General features: G+C 61.6%; 18 protein-coding genes. 7 read left to right on the top strand and 11 right to left on the bottom strand.

The annotated features are described in order from the left end of the window. The first annotated feature begins 14 nt into the window (after nt 1-14). The 5 genes from pqqA to pqqE all read left to right on the top strand — a co-directional run bounded on the left by pqqA (nt 15) and on the right by pqqE (nt 3231). Nucleotides 15-89, top strand: a complete 75-nt coding sequence (pqqA, locus tag K1567_RS18950; protein ID WP_003194766.1) for a pyrroloquinoline quinone precursor peptide PqqA — start codon at nt 15-17, stop codon at nt 87-89. A 71-nt stretch (nt 90-160) separates the two neighbouring features. Beyond that, nucleotides 161-1072, top strand: coding sequence for a pyrroloquinoline quinone biosynthesis protein PqqB (gene pqqB, locus K1567_RS18945; protein ID WP_094064218.1), 912 nt, complete (start codon nt 161-163; stop codon nt 1070-1072). 11 nt (nt 1073-1083) lie between these two features. After that, nucleotides 1084-1836 (top strand): pyrroloquinoline-quinone synthase PqqC, encoded by a 753-nt coding sequence (gene pqqC, locus K1567_RS18940; protein ID WP_034115287.1) that lies wholly within the window; start codon nt 1084-1086, stop codon nt 1834-1836. Continuing rightward, nucleotides 1833-2108, top strand: a complete 276-nt coding sequence (gene pqqD / locus K1567_RS18935) for a pyrroloquinoline quinone biosynthesis peptide chaperone PqqD (protein WP_034101097.1) — start codon at nt 1833-1835, stop codon at nt 2106-2108. The genes pqqC and pqqD overlap by 4 nt, the downstream gene beginning before the upstream one ends. Beyond that, nucleotides 2101-3231, top strand: coding sequence for a pyrroloquinoline quinone biosynthesis protein PqqE (pqqE, locus tag K1567_RS18930; protein WP_094064219.1), 1131 nt, complete (start codon nt 2101-2103; stop codon nt 3229-3231). Before pqqD ends, pqqE begins: the two co-directional genes overlap by 8 nt. A 4-nt stretch (nt 3232-3235) precedes the next feature. On the opposite strand, the gene K1567_RS18925 is transcribed toward pqqE, so the two are convergent. Beyond that, the gene (locus K1567_RS18925) at nt 3236-3394 is read right to left on the bottom strand and encodes a YqaE/Pmp3 family membrane protein (protein ID WP_003228885.1); all 159 of its coding nucleotides are present in this window, start codon (nt 3392-3394) and stop codon (nt 3236-3238) included. Between the two features lie 181 nt (nt 3395-3575). After that, on the bottom strand, nt 3576-4841 hold the full coding sequence (locus tag K1567_RS18920; RefSeq protein WP_220698773.1) for an aminotransferase class III-fold pyridoxal phosphate-dependent enzyme: 1266 nt from the start codon (nt 4839-4841) through the stop codon (nt 3576-3578). 197 nt (nt 4842-5038) lie between these two features. On the opposite strand from K1567_RS18920, the gene K1567_RS18915 reads away from it, so the two are divergent. After that, nucleotides 5039-5938 carry a LysR family transcriptional regulator gene (locus K1567_RS18915; RefSeq protein ID WP_034101101.1) on the top strand — a complete coding sequence of 300 codons (900 nt, stop codon included), beginning with the start codon at nt 5039-5041 and terminating at the stop codon, nt 5936-5938. A 226-nt stretch (nt 5939-6164) separates the two neighbouring features. Here the strand turns inward: K1567_RS18915 and K1567_RS18910 are convergent, their stop codons facing one another. From K1567_RS18910 to K1567_RS18895, 4 genes are all read right to left on the bottom strand, one after another. Next, nucleotides 6165-7943: an acyl-CoA dehydrogenase C-terminal domain-containing protein gene (locus K1567_RS18910; protein ID WP_220698772.1), complete on the bottom strand. Its 1779-nt coding sequence runs from the start codon at nt 7941-7943 to the stop codon at nt 6165-6167. Nucleotides 7944-8062: 119 nt separating this feature from the next. Next, nucleotides 8063-9835 (bottom strand): acyl-CoA dehydrogenase C-terminal domain-containing protein, encoded by a 1773-nt coding sequence (locus K1567_RS18905; protein ID WP_220698771.1) that lies wholly within the window; start codon nt 9833-9835, stop codon nt 8063-8065. Between the two features lie 90 nt (nt 9836-9925). Then, a complete protein-coding gene (locus K1567_RS18900; protein ID WP_034101104.1) occupies nt 9926-11215 on the bottom strand; it encodes a diguanylate cyclase in 1290 nt (429 codons plus the stop codon). A gap of 204 nt (nt 11216-11419) precedes the next feature. Next, nucleotides 11420-13225, bottom strand: a complete 1806-nt coding sequence (locus tag K1567_RS18895) for a phenylacyl-CoA dehydrogenase (RefSeq protein ID WP_034101105.1) — start codon at nt 13223-13225, stop codon at nt 11420-11422. A gap of 52 nt (nt 13226-13277) precedes the next feature. On the opposite strand from K1567_RS18895, the gene K1567_RS18890 reads away from it, so the two are divergent. Next, nucleotides 13278-13568 (top strand): hypothetical protein, encoded by a 291-nt coding sequence (locus K1567_RS18890; protein ID WP_213548146.1) that lies wholly within the window; start codon nt 13278-13280, stop codon nt 13566-13568. On the opposite strand, the gene K1567_RS18885 is transcribed toward K1567_RS18890, so the two are convergent. The 5 genes from K1567_RS18885 to bioF form a co-directional block, all read right to left on the bottom strand. Continuing rightward, nucleotides 13565-13846 (bottom strand): hypothetical protein, encoded by a 282-nt coding sequence (locus K1567_RS18885; RefSeq protein ID WP_034101107.1) that lies wholly within the window; start codon nt 13844-13846, stop codon nt 13565-13567. The genes K1567_RS18890 and K1567_RS18885 overlap by 4 nt on opposite strands. 106 nt (nt 13847-13952) lie before the next feature. After that, nucleotides 13953-14633 carry a dethiobiotin synthase gene (gene bioD / locus K1567_RS18880; RefSeq protein WP_034101108.1) on the bottom strand — a complete coding sequence of 227 codons (681 nt, stop codon included), beginning with the start codon at nt 14631-14633 and terminating at the stop codon, nt 13953-13955. Beyond that, complete coding sequence (gene bioC / locus K1567_RS18875) at nt 14630-15442, bottom strand: malonyl-ACP O-methyltransferase BioC (protein WP_169903053.1); 813 nt, start codon at nt 15440-15442, stop codon at nt 14630-14632. Before bioC ends, bioD begins: the two co-directional genes overlap by 4 nt. After that, on the bottom strand, nt 15435-16166 hold the full coding sequence (locus K1567_RS18870) for an alpha/beta fold hydrolase (RefSeq protein WP_220698770.1): 732 nt from the start codon (nt 16164-16166) through the stop codon (nt 15435-15437). The genes bioC and K1567_RS18870 overlap by 8 nt, the downstream gene beginning before the upstream one ends. Then, complete coding sequence (gene bioF, locus K1567_RS18865) at nt 16159-17325, bottom strand: 8-amino-7-oxononanoate synthase (RefSeq protein ID WP_220698769.1); 1167 nt, start codon at nt 17323-17325, stop codon at nt 16159-16161. Before bioF ends, K1567_RS18870 begins: the two co-directional genes overlap by 8 nt. Between the last annotated feature and the right edge of the window lie 28 nt (nt 17326-17353).

Here is a 17353-nt window from a genome sequence, read left to right as displayed (position 1 = left end):
GTAGGAGTAAGAATATGACCTGGTCCAAACCTGCTTACACTGATCTGCGCATCGGTTTCGAAGTCACCATGTACTTCGCCAGCCGTTAATCCGCTGGGTATTACAACGCCTCGGTTCGCCCGGGGCGTTTTTGTTTTGAGCTTTGCTTGATGGAGCGACCATGTTTGTCCAGATCCTAGGTTCCGCCGCCGGCGGCGGTTTCCCGCAGTGGAACTGCAATTGCGTGAACTGCGCAGGCTTTCGTGACGGCAGCCTGCGGGCCCAAGCGCGCACCCAGTCGTCCATCGCGATTTCCGATGACGGCGTCAATTGGGTGCTGTGCAATGCCTCGCCGGATATTCGTGCGCAACTGCAAGGCTTCGCGCCCATGCAACCGGGCCGCGCCCTGCGTGACACCGGCATCAGCGCGATCATCCTGATGGACAGCCAGATCGACCACACCACCGGCCTGCTGAGCCTGCGCGAGGGCTGCCCGCACCAAGTGTGGTGCACCGACATGGTCCACGAGGACCTGAGCAGCGGCTTCCCGTTGTTCACCATGCTGACCCATTGGAACGGCGGCCTGGCCTGGAACCGTATCGAGCTGGATGCAAGCTTCACCATCCCGGCTTGCCCCAACCTGCGTTTCACTCCGCTGCCGTTGCGCAGCGCGGCGCCGCCCTACTCGCCGCACCGATTCGACCCACACCCGGGCGACAATATCGGTCTGATCGTCGAAGACCTGCGCACCGGCGGCAAACTCTTCTATGCCCCGGGCCTGGGCAAAGTTGACGCGCCGTTGCTGGACATCATGGCCAGCAGCGATTGCCTGCTGGTGGACGGCACGATGTGGGACGATGATGAAATGCAGCGCCGTGGCGTCGGCACCCGTACCGGCCGCGAGATGGGCCACCTGGCACAGAACGGCCCCGGCGGCATGCTGGAAGTGCTTGAGCAGTTGCCACAGCAGCGCAAGGTGCTTATCCACATCAACAACACCAACCCAATCCTCGACGAAGATTCCCCCGAGCGGGCTGAGCTGGTGCGGCGCAATGTGGAAGTGGCTTACGACGGCATGAGCATTGAATTGTAGGAGCAAGCGAAATGACTGATACACCGCTGACGCGCGACGCATTCGAACAGGCCCTGCGGGCCAAGGGCGCCTTCTATCATATTCATCACCCCTACCATGTGGCGATGTACGAAGGCCGCGCCACCCGCGAGCAGATCCAGGGCTGGGTTGCCAACCGCTTCTACTACCAGGTGAACATTCCGCTGAAGGACGCCGCAATCCTGGCCAACTGCCCGGACCGTGAAATCCGTCGCGAGTGGATCCAGCGCCTGCTCGACCACGATGGCGCGCCCGGTGAAGACGGCGGCATCGAAGCCTGGCTGCGCCTGGGCCAGGCCGTAGGTCTGGACCCCGACCAACTGCGTTCCCAGGAACTGGTACTGCCCGGCGTGCGCTTTGCGGTGGACGCTTACGTCAACTTCGCCCGCCGCGCCAGCTGGCAGGAAGCGGCCAGCAGCTCGCTGACCGAACTGTTCGCGCCGCAGATCCACCAGTCGCGCCTCGACAGCTGGCCACAGCATTACCCATGGATAGACCCGGCCGGCTACGAATACTTCCGTACCCGTCTGGGCCAGGCTCGCCGCGATGTGGAACACGGTCTGGCGATTACGCTGCAGCACTACACCACCCGTGAGGGCCAGGAGCGCATGCTGGAAATTCTCCAGTTCAAACTGGACATTCTGTGGAGCATGTTGGACGCCATGAGCATGGCTTATGAACTGAACCGCCCGCCGTATCACAGCGTGACCGACCAGCGGGTGTGGCATAAAGGGATCACCCTATGAGCTTTGATCGCAGCAAGACACCCACCTGGCGTCCGGGTTATCGATTCCAATACGAGCCGGCGCAAAAGGGCCATGTGCTGCTCTATCCCGAGGGCATGATCAAGCTCAACGACAGCGCGGCGTTGATCGGGGGGTTGATCGACGGAGAGCGCGACGTCGCGGCGATCATCGCCGAGCTGGATAAACAGTTCCCCGGCGTGCCAGAGCTGGGTGACGACATCGAGCAATTCATGGAGGTCGCCCGTGCAGAGCACTGGATTACCCTTGCCTGAGAAACCGCCGATTGGTCTGCCGCTTTGGCTGTTGGCTGAGCTGACCTATCGTTGCCCGCTGCAATGTCCGTACTGCTCCAACCCCCTGGACTTCGCCGAGCAGGGCAAGGAGCTGAGCACTGAGCAATGGTTCAAGGTGTTTCGCGAAGCCCGCGAGATGGGCGCCGCGCAACTGGGATTTTCCGGGGGCGAACCGCTGGTGCGCCAAGACCTTGCGGAGCTGATCGGCGAAGCACGCAGGCTGGGGTTCTATACCAACCTGATCACCTCCGGCATCGGCCTGACCGAGCAGAAGATCAGCGACTTCAAGAAAGCCGGCCTGGATCATATCCAGATCAGCTTCCAGGCCAGCGACGAACAGGTGAACAACCTGCTGGCCGGCTCGAAAAAAGCATTTGCGCAAAAGCTGGAAATGGCCCGCGCGGTAAAAGCGCATGGCTATCCGATGGTGCTGAACTTCGTCACCCATCGGCACAACATCGACAAGATCGACCGCATTATCGAGCTGTGCATCGCCTTGGAAGCGGATTTCGTCGAACTCGCCACCTGCCAGTTCTATGGCTGGGCGCAGCTCAATCGTGTGGGTCTGTTGCCGACTCGGGAGCAACTGGTACGCGCCGAACGCATCACCAATGAATACCGCGCCAAGCTCGAAGCCGAAGGCCATCCGTGCAAATTGATCTTCGTAACGCCGGACTACTATGAGGAGCGCCCGAAAGCCTGCATGAACGGCTGGGGTAGTATCTTTCTGACGGTGACACCGGACGGCACTGCGCTGCCTTGTCACGGCGCCCGACAAATGCCGGTGCAATTTCCCAATGTGCGCGACCACAGCATGCAGCACATCTGGTACGACTCTTTCGGTTTCAATCGCTTTCGCGGCTACGACTGGATGCCCGAGCCGTGTCGTTCATGCGATGAGAAGGAAAAAGACTTCGGTGGCTGCCGCTGCCAGGCGTTCATGCTCACGGGCGATGCCAGCAATGCCGATCCGGTGTGCAGCAAGTCCGAGCATCACGGCATCATCCTCGACGCACGGGAAGAAGCCGAACACGCCACCCAGACCATCGAGCAACTGGCCTTCCGCAACGAGCGCAACTCACGGCTCATCGCGAAAGGCTGAAGCCTCAACGCTTGGCGATGATATACACCGCATGGACGATGCCTGGGATGTAACCGCACAGGGTCAGCAGAATATTCAGCCAGAACGCGCCGCCGAAACCTACCTGCAGGAACACACCCAATGGCGGCAACAGAATGGCGATGATGATACGAATGAAATCCATGGGTCAGCTCCAATCAATCGGCTCGTGCGAGCCGTGTAGCTAATCGACCTTGGGTGTTCGTGAGGGTTCAGTGGATCTGGCACGAAGCCATGCGTTAACGATCAGGCAAAAAAAACACCCCCAGCCAAAAGAATCAGGCTGGGGGCGTTGCGTATACCGCGAGACGGTTCAGGAATTGGGGTTAAACGGCAATGCCTTTGCGGCACTGCAATTGCGCGGTGCGCACGCGGGAGAAGGCGCGGGCCAGGCGCAGGAGCATTTCGTCGATGTTGCCTTTGCTCACGGTCAGCGCGGGGGTGAAGCGCAGGCAGTCGGGCTGTGGCGCGGTGAGGATCAGTCCTTCATGTAATGCCGCGTTGACCACTGCATCCGCGGAGTCTTCCGACAACGTCAGCCCCCATAGCAGGCCGTGGCCGCGCACGGCGCCATGGTTATAGCGGTAAGCCAGGCGAGCCAGGCCTTCGCTCAGATAGAGGCCGGTCTCACGCACCTGCTCAAGAAAACCGTGTTCCAGCACGCTGTTGAGAACGGCGACACCGGCCGCCGCCATCAGCGCATTGCCATGATGGGTGCCTTCCAGCTCGCCGACGTCGAAGCAGCACGCGTTGCCACGCGCCAGCAGCGCCGCCAATGGCACACCGCCGCCCAAGCCCTTGCCCAGGGTGATGATGTCGGCGCGCACGCCATAATGCTGCTCGGCCAGTAGTGTTCCGCAACGGCCGATGCCGGTTTGCACTTCGTCGAGGATCAGCAAAATCCCCAATTCCCGGCACAGCCGTTCGACGCCCTTGAGGTAGTGCTCGCTGGCGGGCACCACGCCGGCGCCCTGGATCGGCTCAAGCATGATCGCCACCGTCTGAGCGTCCACCGCCGCGTGCAATGCCGGCAAGTCGTTGAATGGCACATGACTGAAGCCTGGCAATTGCGGCTCAAAGCGGTTTTCCTGGGCGCCCGACGAGGCGGCGAGTGCCGCGAAGCTGCGGCCATGTCGAGCGTTGCTCGCACTGATAATGCGATAGGCCCCGCCGCGGTGCAGTTGGCCCCACTTACGCGCCAGTTTGATGGCCGCTTCACACGCCTCCGCGCCGCTGTTAAGCAGGTAGGCCTGGTCGCTGCCCGTGCGATGGCACAAGCGTTCGACCAAGTTGAGTTGCGCACGGTTGTGCAGGGCCATGCCGGGATTGATCAATGCCTGGGTCTGGTCGGCCAGGGCGTTGATCAACACCTGCGGGCTGTGACCAAGGCTGTTGGCAGCATTGCCCTGACTGAAATCCAGATAGGCGCGGTCGTCGCTGTCCCACAACCAAGAGCCCTGGCCGCGTACGAACACTTGCGGGGGCTTAGCGACGGTGGACATCAGCGCATCACTGGACGGTTCATCGGGCGTCGAATCCAGTACCAAGTCATCCAGGCTAGGCGCGGGCCGGCGTAAGGTAAACAGATTCACACTTCACCCCCGACAGCAAGCGGACATTGTCCACTCACGACTTGGATGTTTTTTGAGTTGCCTATGTAAACGCTATTAAAAAGAACGCTGCTCATTGCACGATCCGGCCCTGTAAGCCCTGCGAATAGGCGCTAGACTAGGCGCCTCGGCGGCCTTCGGCCATTTCGTTTTTCCAGCTTTTTCGATAAGCAAACCTTATGGATTTTAAGCAACTGCGTTATTTCGTCGCGGTGTATGAAGAAGGCCATGTGGGGCGGGCCGCAGAACGTCTCTCGATCTCCCAGCCGGCGCTGTCGCAGCAGATCCGCCATCTGGAACAGCACTTGGACGTCAGCCTATTCGAACGCAGCAGCAAACGCCTGCTGCCGACGCTGGCGGCGCACACGCTGTATAACCATGCACTGCCGCTGATTGATGGCATGCAACACGCCGTCGAAGCGTTGCGCAACTTCAAAGGCCAGGCATTGCGCACGTTGGCCATCGGCGTGCTGCAGACCGTGCATACCAGCCTGGTGCCACAGATGCTCGAACGGGTGCGCAAGGCCCAACCGCATCTGGTGGTGCAGATCTACGAATTGACCGGGCTGGAGATTGAACGGCGACTGCTCAACGGCTCGCTGGACATCGGCATCAGCTACCTGCCGCCGCGTCAGCCGGGGTTGCAAGGCGTGTTGCTGTACGAAGATGAGCTGAAGGTGGTGATCCCTGAGGATCATCCTTTGCGGGAATTCAAGAAAGTGTCGCTGAAACAGGCGGCTGAGTTGCCGATGTTGCTGCTGGGGGAAGAGTTTCAGATCCGACAAATCTGGCAAGGCCAACTTGCTAACCTCGGGCGGCGCCCGCAGGTACAGGCCGAACTCAATACCATGGTGGGGATTCTCGACAGCTTGCCGCACACCCGGTTGGCCACCGTGCTGCCGGGACGCTCCCAGGACGAACACAACAGTCAGTCACTGCTGTGGAAACCCCTGAGCGAACCACGGGTGCCCTTGAAAGTCGGCCTGGTGTGTCGCGATGTGCAGCGCCAACAGGCAACGATGGCCTTGTTGCGCACCTTGCTTGAAGACGTGATGAATGCCCCGCAGACGCCCGCCTGACTTTTTCGCGGGCAAAAGAAAACCCCGCCGAAGCGGGGCTTTGCAGACTGTTTCCCTGACATCCATTTCACTCCGCCGTCCTGGCAGAATCCTACGTGTCCGTGTTGTTGCTTTGCGCTTCCTGCGCGACGTCCATGTGAAGTAGATTATCGATGGATCCAATGTGGCGATAGAGGACGATTAGCAGCACGTCATGTAAGAGATTGCTTACACGCCCTCCAAGCCTTTAGAACTGGGCTTCATCCAGCAAAAATAGCGATTCGCTACCGGCTTTTACCGACGCACACAACGAGTGGATACGCGGCAGCAGGCGCGCAAAGTAGAAGCGTGCAGTGCCCAGTTTGCTGGCGTAGAAGTCGTCCTCGGTTTCCTTGCCCCATGCGGCCTTGGCCATGCGTGCCCACATATAGGCATAGGCCATGTAACCAAACGCATGCAAATACTCCACCGACGCCGCGCCGATTTCGTTCGGGTTGGTTTTGGCGCGATCAAGCACCCAGGCCGTCAGCTCATCCAGGTTATCCACCGCCGCGTTCAGCGGACGGATGAACTCGCCCAGCTCAGCCCCGGCTGTCGCGGTGAACTGGCGAACCTCGTCGGCGAACAAACGATAGAACGCGCCGCCGCTGCCAACGATCTTGCGCCCCATCAAGTCCAGGGCCTGGATGCCATTGGTGCCTTCGTAGATTTGGGTGATGCGCACATCGCGCACCAATTGTTCCTGGCCCCATTCGCGAATGTAGCCATGGCCGCCAAACACTTGCTGACCCAGCACGGTGGTTTCCAGGCCCAAGTCGCTGAGGAACGCCTTGGCCACCGGCGTGAGCAAGGCCACCAGGTTGTCGGCGCGCTCGCGGGCGACGGCATCGTCGCTGAACTTGGCGATATCCAATTGGGTGGCTACGTAGGTAGAGAACGCACGGCCACCTTCGTTCGACGCTTTCATGGTCAGCAGCATGCGACGCACGTCGGGATGGACGATGATCGGGTCGGCCACTTTGTCCTTGGCCTGGGCGCCGGTCGGCGCACGGCTTTGCAAGCGGTCACGCGCGTACTCGATGGCGTTCTGGTAGGAACGCTCACCGGACGCCAACCCCTGAATGCCTACGCCCAGACGCTCGTAGTTCATCATGGTGAACATCGCCGCCAGACCACGGTTAGGCTCGCCCACCAAATAACCCACGGCTTCGTCGAAGTTCATCACGCAGGTAGCGGACGCCTGGATGCCCATCTTGTGTTCGATGGAGCCGCAGCTCACTGGGTTACGCGCGCCCAGGCTGCCATCGGCATTGACCATAAACTTAGGCACCAGGAACAGCGAGATGCCCTTGGGACCGGCCGGCGCATCGGGCAACTTGGCCAACACCAGGTGGATGATGTTTTCGGTCAGGTCGTGCTCGCCGCCGGTGATAAAGATTTTGGTCCCGCTGACCTTGTATGAACCGTCCGCCTGCGGCTCGGCCTTGGTGCGGATAATCCCCAGGTCGGTACCGGCATGGGCTTCGGTGAGGCACATGGAACCGGCCCACTCGCCGGAATACATCTTCGGCAGGTAGGTGGCTTTCAAGTCTTCGTTGGCGTGGGTCGCGATCGACACGCAGGCGCCGGAGGTCAGCATTGGGTACAGGCCGAACGCCAGGCTCGACGAGTTGATCATCTCTTCAACCTGGGCCGACACCGCCTTGGGCATGCCCATGCCGCCAAACGCGGGGTCGCCACCCACGCCCACCCAGCCGCCTTCGGCGTAGGTTTTATAGGCCTGTGGGAAACCATCCGGCGTCGATACCACCGTGTCCGCCCAGCGGCAACCTTGCTCATCGCCGCCGCGGCTGAGCGGGGCGATGGATTTGGCGGTGACTTTGCCGGCTTCTTCGAGGATCGCCTCAACGGTTTCGGCATCTACGCTGTCTGCCAACGCCGGCAACTGAGCCCAGGTGTTGGCGACGTCGAACACTTCGTTGAGGACGAAGCGCATATCCCGCAGCGGCGCTTTGTAATCAGCCATGGCAAACCTCGTTAGAACGTAAAAAGTGATTCGGTAGGATCGGTTTTACAGGCCCCGAGTGTAACCGAACAACTTTTGAGACACATAGGGTCTGCTTGTGACTGACAAGTATTTTTAAGTCACCCCAACATAAATGCCTCCGCAGGCAGACTCATCAGGCACTCACTCCCCGCCTCCACCGCCGCACGATGAGTGATGGTGCGCGGCAACAGGCGTTTAAAGTAGAACTCGCAGGTGGCCAACTTGGCCTTGGCGAACTCGCCGTCGCTGTGGGACTGCGCGGCAATGGCCATGCGTAGCCACAAGTAGGCGAGGATGACGTACCCGCTGTACATCAAGTAATCCACAGCCGCCGCGCCCACTTCGTCCGGGTTCTTCATCGCGGCCATGCCCACCTTGGTGGTTAACTCGCCCCATTCCTGGTTCAACTGATTGAGCTGCGCCACATACCCCTTGAGCTGCGGGTGTTCGGCATTCGCAGCGCAGAACTTATGCACGATCTTGGTAAACCCACGTAGCAACTTACCTTGGCTGCCCAGCACCTTACGGCCCAGCAGGTCGAGGGCCTGGATGCCGTTGGTGCCTTCGTAGATCGGTGCGATCCGCGCATCCCGCGCCAATTGCTCCATGCCCCATTCGCGGATGTAGCCGTGGCCGCCGAAGATCTGCATGCCGAGGTTGGTCACCTCCAGGCCGGTATCGGTCATGAAGGCTTTGCAGATCGGTGTGAGGAAGGCCAACAGGTCTTCGGCCTCCTGGCGCTGGGCGGCGTCGTCGCCCAGGTGGGCGGTGTCCAGCAGTTGCGCGGTGAAATAGGCCAGCGCCCGATTGCCTTCGTTGAAGGCCTTCATGGTCAACAGCATGCGTCGCACGTCGGCGTGCACGATGATCGGGTCGGCAGGCTTGTCCGGGGCCTTGGGGCCGGTCAGAGAACGCATTTGCAGGCGGTCATTGGCGTACTTGATCGCGCCCTGGAAACTCGCCTCGCCATTGCACAGCCCCTGCATGCCGGTGCCCAGGCGCGCGTGGTTCATCATGGTGAACATGCAGTTGAGGCCTTTATTGGCCTCGCCGATCAGAAAGCCTTTGGCGCCGTCGAAGTTCAGCACGCACGTAGCCGAGGCCTTGATGCCCATCTTGTGTTCGATGGAGCCGCAGTGCACCGCATTACGCTCGCCGGAATCGGCGTGGAACTTGGGCACGATAAACAACGAAATACCTTTGGTACCCGCCGGTGCGTCCGGCAGTTTGGCCAGCACCAGGTGGATGATATTGGCGCTCAGATCGTGCTCGCCGGCCGAAATGAAAATCTTGCTACCGGTGACGGCGTAGCTGCCGTCCGCCTGGGGCACGGCGCGGGTCTTGATCAGGCCCAGGTCGGTGCCGCAGTGGGCTTCGGTCAGGCACATGGTGCCGGTCCATTCGCCGGCGGTGAGTTTGCTCAGGTAGGTGTCTTTCTGTTCGGCGGTGCCATGGGCGTGGATCGCCGACATGGCGCCGTGGGTCAAGCCGGGGTACATGCCCCACGACGTATTGCTGGAGCCGATCATCTCGCTGAGCACCAGGCCCAGTGATTGCGGCAAGCCTTGACCGCCGTAGGCCGGGTCGGCCGCGACGCCGTGCCAGCCACCTTCCACGTACTGGGCGAACGCTTCTTTGAAGCCCTTGGGTGTGGTCACAACGCCATTGTCGAAATGGCAGCCCTCTTCATCACCGCTACGGTTGAGCGGCGAGAGCACGTTCTCGCAGAATTTCGCACCTTCTTCGAGGATGGCACTGACCATGTCCGGGCTGGCGTCCATCGCGCCCAATGCCGCGTAGTGACCGTGGAAATCAAACACGTTGTCGATCAAAAAGCGCATGTCGCGCAGGGGAGCTTTGTACTCAGGCATGGCGATGTCTCCGGCGGCAGATCGCTCCAACCTACCGCCGGCCGGCACGCCGTTCAATCACTGTAGGGCCGCTGAATACACCGCCATTACTCAACCGGCAGCGCTCTGCATGCGTACCGCGCCACGGCGGTTCTGGCCGGCCGCGATTACGCAGTTACGTCCCGCGCCCTTGGCCGCGTACAGCGCCTGGTCGGCGGATTTGAGCACTTCTTCCGGCGTGCGTTGCTCCACCTGGCGCTCGGCCACACCGATGCTGACCGTCACTGAGACACTCGACGCCCCGCTACCCGCCCGACGTTGACGGCCCTGTTGGTCATCCTGAGGACGGTCCGCGTTGCGCAGCTTGATATCGTAGTTGGCGACGATCTCGCGGATCTCCTCCAAGTGCGGCAGGCACTCATCCAGGGTCTTGCCGGCGAATACCACGGCAAACTCTTCCCCGCCGTAACGGTACGCGCGCCCGCCGCCGTTGACCTTGGACAGCTTGCTCGCCACCAGGCGCAACACCTGATCGCCCACATCATGGCCGTGGGTGTCGTTGAAGCGCTTGAAGTGATCGACGTCGGTCATCGCCAGCACATAGTTGCGCCCCAGGCGCTGCATGCGCTCGTTGAGGGCCCGCCGCCCGGGCAGGCCGGTCAACTCGTCACGGAACGCCATTTGATAAGCCTCATGGGCCACGCCGGCGGCGATCATCAACATGACCTGGCTGCACATGATGTTCAGGGTGAACGGCAGGATGAACGTTTGCGGCAGCATCCAGAACAACCCCATCACGCCCACCAATTGCGCCGCATGCAGCGGACGCGGCTGGTACCAGTACTGCGCGGCAAGGGTGACGAAACCAATCAGAAACATCGGGTATGACAGTTGAATCAGGCTCATCCAGCTGCCATGCAGCGCCGGCCAGCGAATTTCCGCCAGCCAGTTCAGCAGCGCCTGGGGATAACTTTGCTCCAAGGCCAGCGCGACACTGCCGACGGCCAGCAGCACGGCGCAGCGTGCGACAAAGTCGCGGAACAGATGGGTTTTTTCCTGCCACAGCGCATAAATGCTGAACAGCAACGGCAACAACAGGCAGCACAGATGAAACACCACCGCTGCGTCTTCACGCACGCGGCCGTTATCGCGGTAGTAATCGGTCTGGGTATCGAGCAGGAAGTAAGCGACGTACACCGTGATCATCAGAAACAGTTCGCGCTGACGGCGGTACACCGCGCAATACGAGCCGCCGAGCAACAGCACCAGGGTCGGCAACACGTTGAACAGCGACGTGAAGAAGACGTTGAGGTCCTTGACGTACGCAGCCGAGAGCCCGGCCAGTAAAAGCAGCAACGAAGGAAGGAAATGGCTGAAACGTAAAGCGGACACGCGTGACAAGGGTAAAGCTCCGACCCGCAAAAAGTAATGGCACTTTGCCTTAGCGCAAACAGTTAAGCACACCTTGCGCGGGATGCGTCACATTGCCATCACTGTAACGGCAGCCAGGCTCAATCCCTGAGCGCTGAGCTGCGTTTTTTAACCGTCGAAAAAAAACCGCCGCAGCCTTTGGGCTGCGGCGGTTTCCAAGAAACCCGGTAAGGCTTAGTAAGCCAGGCCGAAGTTTTCTTCTTTCATGTCCATCAGGTTGCTGGCGCCCGACAGCATGGTCGCCACGTGGGTACGAGTACGCGGCAGGATGCGCTGGAAGTAGAAGCGCGCGGTCTGCAACTTGGCGGTGTAGAACGCCTCGTCGGTAGTCCCGGCGGCCAGCTTTTCAGCGGCAACCCGTGCCATATCGGCCCAGAAGTAAGCCAGGCAGGCGTAGCCGGAGTACATCAGGTAGTCCACCGACGCGGCCCCGACTTCTTCACGGTCTTTCATCGCCGCCATGCCGACCTTCATGGTCAGTTCGCCCCACTCTTTGTTCAATGCCGCCAGCGGTGCGACAAACTCGCTGACCGCTTCGTTGCCTTCGTTGGCCTGGCAGAACTTGTGCACGATCTTGGTAAAGCCCTTGAGCGCTTCGCCTTGAGTCATCAGCACTTTACGGCCCAGCAGGTCCAGGGCCTGGATGCCGGTGGTACCTTCGTACAGCATCGAAATGCGGCTGTCGCGAACGTTCTGCTCCATGCCCCACTCGGCGATGAAGCCGTGGCCGCCGTAGATCTGCACACCGTGGTTGGCGGATTCAAAACCGACTTCGGTCATGAACGCCTTGGCGATCGGGGTCATAAAGGCCAGCAGGCCATCGGCCTGTTTCTTGGCTTCGTCGTCGGTACCGTACTTGACGATGTCCACTTGCTTGGCGGTGAAGTACACCATCGCACGGTTGCCTTCGGCGAAGGCTTTCATGGTCAGCAGCATGCGACGCACGTCAGGGTGCACGATGATCGGGTCGGCGGCCTTGTCCGGCGCTTTCGGGCCAGTCAGGGAACGCATTTGCAGGCGATCGCGAGCGTATTTCAGGCCGCCCTGGAAGCCGATCTCGGCGTGGGCCAGGCCTTGCAGCGCGGTGCCCAGGCGAGCGGTGTTCATAAAGGTGAACATGCAGTTCAGGCCTTTGTTCGCCGGGCCGATCAGGAAACCGGTGGCCGCGTCGAAGTTCATCACGCAAGTGGCGTTACCGTGGATGCCCATCTTGTGTTCCAGGGAACCACAGCTCACCGCGTTGCGCTGGCCGATGGTGCCATCGGCATTCGGCAGGAACTTGGGCACGATAAACAGCGAGATGCCTTTGGTGCCGGCCGGCGCGTCCGGCAGGCGGGCCAGCACGATGTGCACGATGTTATCGGCCATGTCGTGTTCACCGGCCGAGATGAAGATCTTGGTGCCGGAGACTTTGTAGGAGCCGTCGGCCTGTGGCTCGGCCTTGGTGCGCAGCATGCCCAGGTCGGTGCCGCAGTGCGGCTCGGTCAGGCACATGGTGCCGGTCCATTCGCCCGACACCAGCTTGGTCAGGTACGCCTCTTGTTGCTCGGGCGTGCCGTGCTCGGAAATGGTGTTCATGGCGCCATGCGACAGGCCTGGGTACATGCCCCACGACCAGTTGGCTTCGCCGACCATCTCGCTGACTGCCAGGCCCAGGGATTCCGGCAAGCCTTGGCCGCCGTGCTCCACGTCGTGGGCCAGGCTTGGCCAGCCGCCTTCGACGAACTGTTTGTAGGCTTCTTTGAAACCGGTTGGGGTTTTAACGCCCGACTCACTCCAGGTGCACCCTTCAAGGTCGCCCACGCGGTTCAGCGGTGCCAGTACTTGCTCACAAAACTTGGCGCCTTCTTCAAGGATGGCGTCGACCATGTCCGGGGTAGCGTCCTGGCAAGCCGGCAGGCTCTGATAGTGCGCTTCATAGCCAAGCAGTTCGTCACGAACGAAGCGAATATCACGCAAGGGGGCCTTGTAGTCAGGCATAGCGATAAACCTCTGCTGATGTATCTGGAATGAACAACCGCGTGGATGAACTGTGGCGGTCAAACAGGTGTTTGAAACATACGTTTACGACCTGGGGATGTCAAGCACCGCTCGGATGCCGTTTGTCATGACGGGCATCAATGCCACGCACGGCAATGCCTGCGGCGCGACGCCACAGGGAGTGAGTGTAGGAAATCATTACGCAAGACGCGCGGTGAGCGAACTGGTGCGCGTCGAACTGAGGGCAGCCACGATTGTGACCGCCCCACTAGATCGGGAGGGATTAGGTATTCAGATGTCGAGCTGCTACGCAGGCCCGCTCAACAGAAAAAGTGCGGGCTAAGCGTAGGTGTCGATCAACGTACCGAGCATTTCATCCGAAGCCTTGGCGACTTTGACACCCAGCTCCACCTGAAACTTACCCTCGGCCATTTCGACCATATTGCTCGCCGAGTTGGACGGCTGGGCTCGGTCGTTGGCGCGCAGCCGGTCAACCTGTGCATCCGAAGGCTGAGTCGTTGCGGCGCTGGCGATTTTACCGGCGGCCTGGTCGACGCGGTTCTGCCCCGTCTGAATGGTGCTCAGGCCCGAATAAAACGCACTGCTTCCTGAGATTTCCATGGCGTTAACCTGCCTTTAGAGAATCGTGAGCCCCGATTGAACCAGAGATCGTGGCAAAACACCCGTCAATAACACTAATGGCACAATGCCTTGCTGATAGCCAAAATCAGTCAAGCAGGTCCAATTGCAGGTAGTCGGCTACTGCCTCAGCCGTGGGCTGCTTGAGCTTGGGCACGCGCCCCAGGCATGGCGCGGGCAAGCGTTCGGCGAGGGTGGCAAGGTTTTCTTCCAGACGAGAGGTCTTGGGGTCGATGATATTGGCCACCCATCCCGCCAGCGGCAAACCGTCCCGCGCAATGGCTTCGGCGGTCAGCAAGGCATGGCTGATACAGCCCAGGCGCACGCCGACCACCAGGATCACCGGCAGCTTGAGCGCAATGGCCAGATCCGACAGGTTGGCCTGGTCGGTCAATGGCACGCGCCAGCCGCCAGCCCCTTCGATCAAGGTGAAATCGGCCTGCCGCGCCAAAACCTGTTGCATGGGTTTGAGCAGCGATTGCACCGTCAGCGCAACGCCCGCCTCCCGCGCGGCCAGGTGCGGAGCGATGGCCGGTTCGAACGCCAGTGGGTTGACCTCGGCATAATTGAGCGGCACCGAGCACTCGGCCAATAGCGCCAACGCATCGGCATTGCGCAGGCCCTTGCTGGTCACGCTACACCCGGACGCCACCGGCTTGCCCGCCGCCGTGCTCTTGCCGGCCTGCCGGGCCGCGTGTAGCAGGCCGGCGGCGACGGTGGTCTTGCCGACATCGGTATCGGTGCCGGTAATGAAATAAGCGGCGCTCATAGAGGCTTCTCCAGTACGGCATACACCACTTGGTAAGTCGCCGGCAGGCCCTGGGCCTGACGGAACTGCTCATACGCCTGGATCAGTGCAGCAACGCGCGCGCGGCCCGTCAAGCCGCCAGGCCGACCGGGGTTCAGATTGTGCGCACCGAGCGCCTTGAGTTCATGGGTCAGGCTGCGCACGTCCGGGTAGTGCAGCACGTGAGGCTGGCGTTCCAGGCACCGCACACGCAAACCGCTGGCGTCGCACAGTTGCCGATACGCGTCGAAGGTGCGGAATCGATTGACATGCACCAGACCATCGGCGGCGCGCCAGCTCTCGCGCAGTTCCTCCAAGGTCCCCACGCACAGACTGGCGAACGCCAGCACCCCGCCCGGCTGCAACACGCGGTGGGCCTCGCTGAGCACCGCATTGAAATGGGCACACCATTGCACCGCCAGGCTGGAAAAAATCAGCCCGCAGCTTTCATTCTTCAGCGGCAGCCGTTCGGCATCTCCGGCGATGAAATGCGCCGCGCCGCCCAATGGCCGCGCGTGATTGAGCATACCTTCGGCGATATCCAACGCCACGCCGTGGCTGTCGGGCAACCGCTCACCCAACGCTCGACTGAAATAACCGGTGCCGCAGCCCATATCCAGCCAGCGCGCTGGTGCGATACCGGCCGGCAAACGCGCCAGTAATTCGCCGCCCACCGCCCGTTGCAACTCGGCAACGCTGTCGTAGCTGGCCGCCGCGCGAGAGAAAGACGCCGCTACCTGGCGTTTGTCCGGCAAAGCGCCGGGCAGCGGGGGAAGGGATAAATCAGTCATCTACGCACTCATGCAAAAAAGCCTGGATGGCCGCCGCAACACCGTGGGGGTCTTCCAGAAGAAAAGCGTGGCCGGCCTGTTCAATCAGGCCGATTTCAACATCGGGCAGCAGGGCCAGCAGTTCGCTGGCGGCTTCGGCGGGCACCAACTCGTCCAGGCCGCCAAACAGGTGCAATTGCGGCCCGCGATAGGCCAGCAACGCATCGCGGGTGTCCAATTGCGCGAGCACTTCAAGGCCGGTCATCAATACGGTGGAAGGCGTAATCGGCGCACCACTGACCAACAAGCGCGCCAGACCGCGCGGGTCGTCGGCGCCCTTGGCACACAACAGGCCGAAGCGTTTGAGGGTGACCTGGGAGTCGGCGTGGCAACCGGCGAGGAAGGCATCGAACGTTTCGGCGGGCATCGCGCTGGGCCAGTGGTCATGGGCGACAAAACAAGGGTTGCTCGCCAGCGTCAGGAGCCCGCAGCAACGCGTGCCGCGCCGGGCGGCCAGCTCAGCGGCGAGCATTCCACCGAGGGACCAACCGCCCAGCCAGGCGTTGTCCGGCAGCGTGGCGTCGAGTTCGTCGAGCCACTCATTCGGGTCGCTGGAGTCCAGCGCAGGCAGCGGTTCGATATGCACCTGCAAGTGCTCATCCAAGCCACGCAATGCAGCGGCCAACGGCTCCAGCGGTGAAACGCCTAGGCCCCAGCCAGGCAGCAAAATCAATCGATCACGCATGCTCGGGCTCCCGCAAACACGCTTCCAACGCCTCTAGCAATTGCTGCACCTGCGCCGCGGTGTGGGCGGCGGTTAGCGTCACACGCAAACGCGCGCTGCCGGCGGGCACGGTGGGCGGGCGGATCGCGGTGACCATCAGGCCGCGCTCGCGCAGCATCCGGGACAAGCGCATCGCCCTGGCGCTGTCGCCGATCAGGATCGGCTGGATCGGCGTAAAGCTGGGCATTAAGTCCAAACCTAGCTGCTCGGCCCCCGCACGGAATTGACGGATCAGCGCGTCAAGGTGCTCGCGGCGCCAGTGTTCGGTGCGCAGCAGCTCCAGGCTTTTCAGCGTGGCGCAGGCCAGCGCGGGCGGTTGGCTGGTGGTGTAGATGTACGGCCGGGCGAACTGGATCAGGCTCTCGATCAGGTCATCACTGCCCGCCACAAACGCACCGGCGGTGCCGAACGCTTTGCCCAGGGTGCCAACCAGTACCGGCACATCGTCCTGGCTCAGGCCGAAATGCTCGACTATCCCGCCGCCGTTGACGCCCAGTGGGCCGAAGCCGTGGGCGTCATCCACCATCAGCCAGGCGCCTTTGGCTTTGGCGGCGCGGGCCAGTGCGGGCAGGTCCGCGAGATCGCCGTCCATGCTGAACACGCCGTCGGTCACCACCAGGGTGTTGCCGGTGGCTTTTTCCAGGCGCGTGGCCAGGCTGGAGGCGTCGTTATGCAGGTAACGATTGAACCGCGCCCCGGACAACAGCCCCGCATCCAGCAACGACGCATGGTTGAGGCGGTCTTCAAGCACGGTATCGCCCTGCCCCACCAGCGCCGTAACCGCGCCGAGGTTGGCCATGTAGCCGGTGGTAAACAGCAGCGCCCGTGGGCGACCGGTCAGGTCGGCCAGGGCCTCTTCCAGTTCATGGTGCGGCGTGGCATGGCCGACCACCAAGTGCGAAGCGCCACCGCCTACGCCCCAGCGTGCTGCACCAGCGCGCCAGGCTTCGATCACCTGCGGGTGATTGGCCAGGCCCAGGTAATCGTTGTTACAGAACGCAAGCAAGGGTTGGCCGTCGACCACCACCTGCGGGCCCTGAGGGCTGTCGAGCAGAGGCCGGTGGCGATAAAGGTGTTGGGCACGGCGGGCAGCGAGGCGCGCGGCGAGATCGAAAGACATGCTGGCCTCGGTTTGGCAGGTTTAACTC

The sequence above is a fragment of the Pseudomonas sp. S5F11 genome (genome assembly GCF_019641515.1).
Lineage (GTDB): Bacteria > Pseudomonadota > Gammaproteobacteria > Pseudomonadales > Pseudomonadaceae > Aquipseudomonas > Aquipseudomonas rhodesiae.
This window is presented reverse-complemented; position numbering and strand designations above follow the sequence as displayed.

Coding starts and splice junctions, on each gene's coding strand:
- pqqC (WP_034115287.1), top strand. CDS start 1,084: ATGACTGATACACCGCTGACGCGCGACGCATTCGAACAGGCCCTGCGG.
- K1567_RS18885 (WP_034101107.1), bottom strand. CDS start 13,846: ATGGAAATCTCAGGAAGCAGTGCGTTTTATTCGGGCCTGAGCACCATT.
- K1567_RS18910 (WP_220698772.1), bottom strand. CDS start 7,943: ATGGCTGATTACAAAGCGCCGCTGCGGGATATGCGCTTCGTCCTCAAC.
- bioC (WP_169903053.1), bottom strand. CDS start 15,442: ATGACTGATTTATCCCTTCCCCCGCTGCCCGGCGCTTTGCCGGACAAA.
- K1567_RS18895 (WP_034101105.1), bottom strand. CDS start 13,225: ATGCCTGACTACAAGGCCCCCTTGCGTGATATTCGCTTCGTTCGTGAC.
- pqqB (WP_094064218.1), top strand. CDS start 161: ATGTTTGTCCAGATCCTAGGTTCCGCCGCCGGCGGCGGTTTCCCGCAG.
- bioD (WP_034101108.1), bottom strand. CDS start 14,633: ATGAGCGCCGCTTATTTCATTACCGGCACCGATACCGATGTCGGCAAG.
- K1567_RS18870 (WP_220698770.1), bottom strand. CDS start 16,166: ATGCGTGATCGATTGATTTTGCTGCCTGGCTGGGGCCTAGGCGTTTCA.
- pqqD (WP_034101097.1), top strand. CDS start 1,833: ATGAGCTTTGATCGCAGCAAGACACCCACCTGGCGTCCGGGTTATCGA.
- bioF (WP_220698769.1), bottom strand. CDS start 17,325: ATGTCTTTCGATCTCGCCGCGCGCCTCGCTGCCCGCCGTGCCCAACAC.
- K1567_RS18915 (WP_034101101.1), top strand. CDS start 5,039: ATGGATTTTAAGCAACTGCGTTATTTCGTCGCGGTGTATGAAGAAGGC.
- K1567_RS18905 (WP_220698771.1), bottom strand. CDS start 9,835: ATGCCTGAGTACAAAGCTCCCCTGCGCGACATGCGCTTTTTGATCGAC.
- K1567_RS18925 (WP_003228885.1), bottom strand. CDS start 3,394: ATGGATTTCATTCGTATCATCATCGCCATTCTGTTGCCGCCATTGGGT.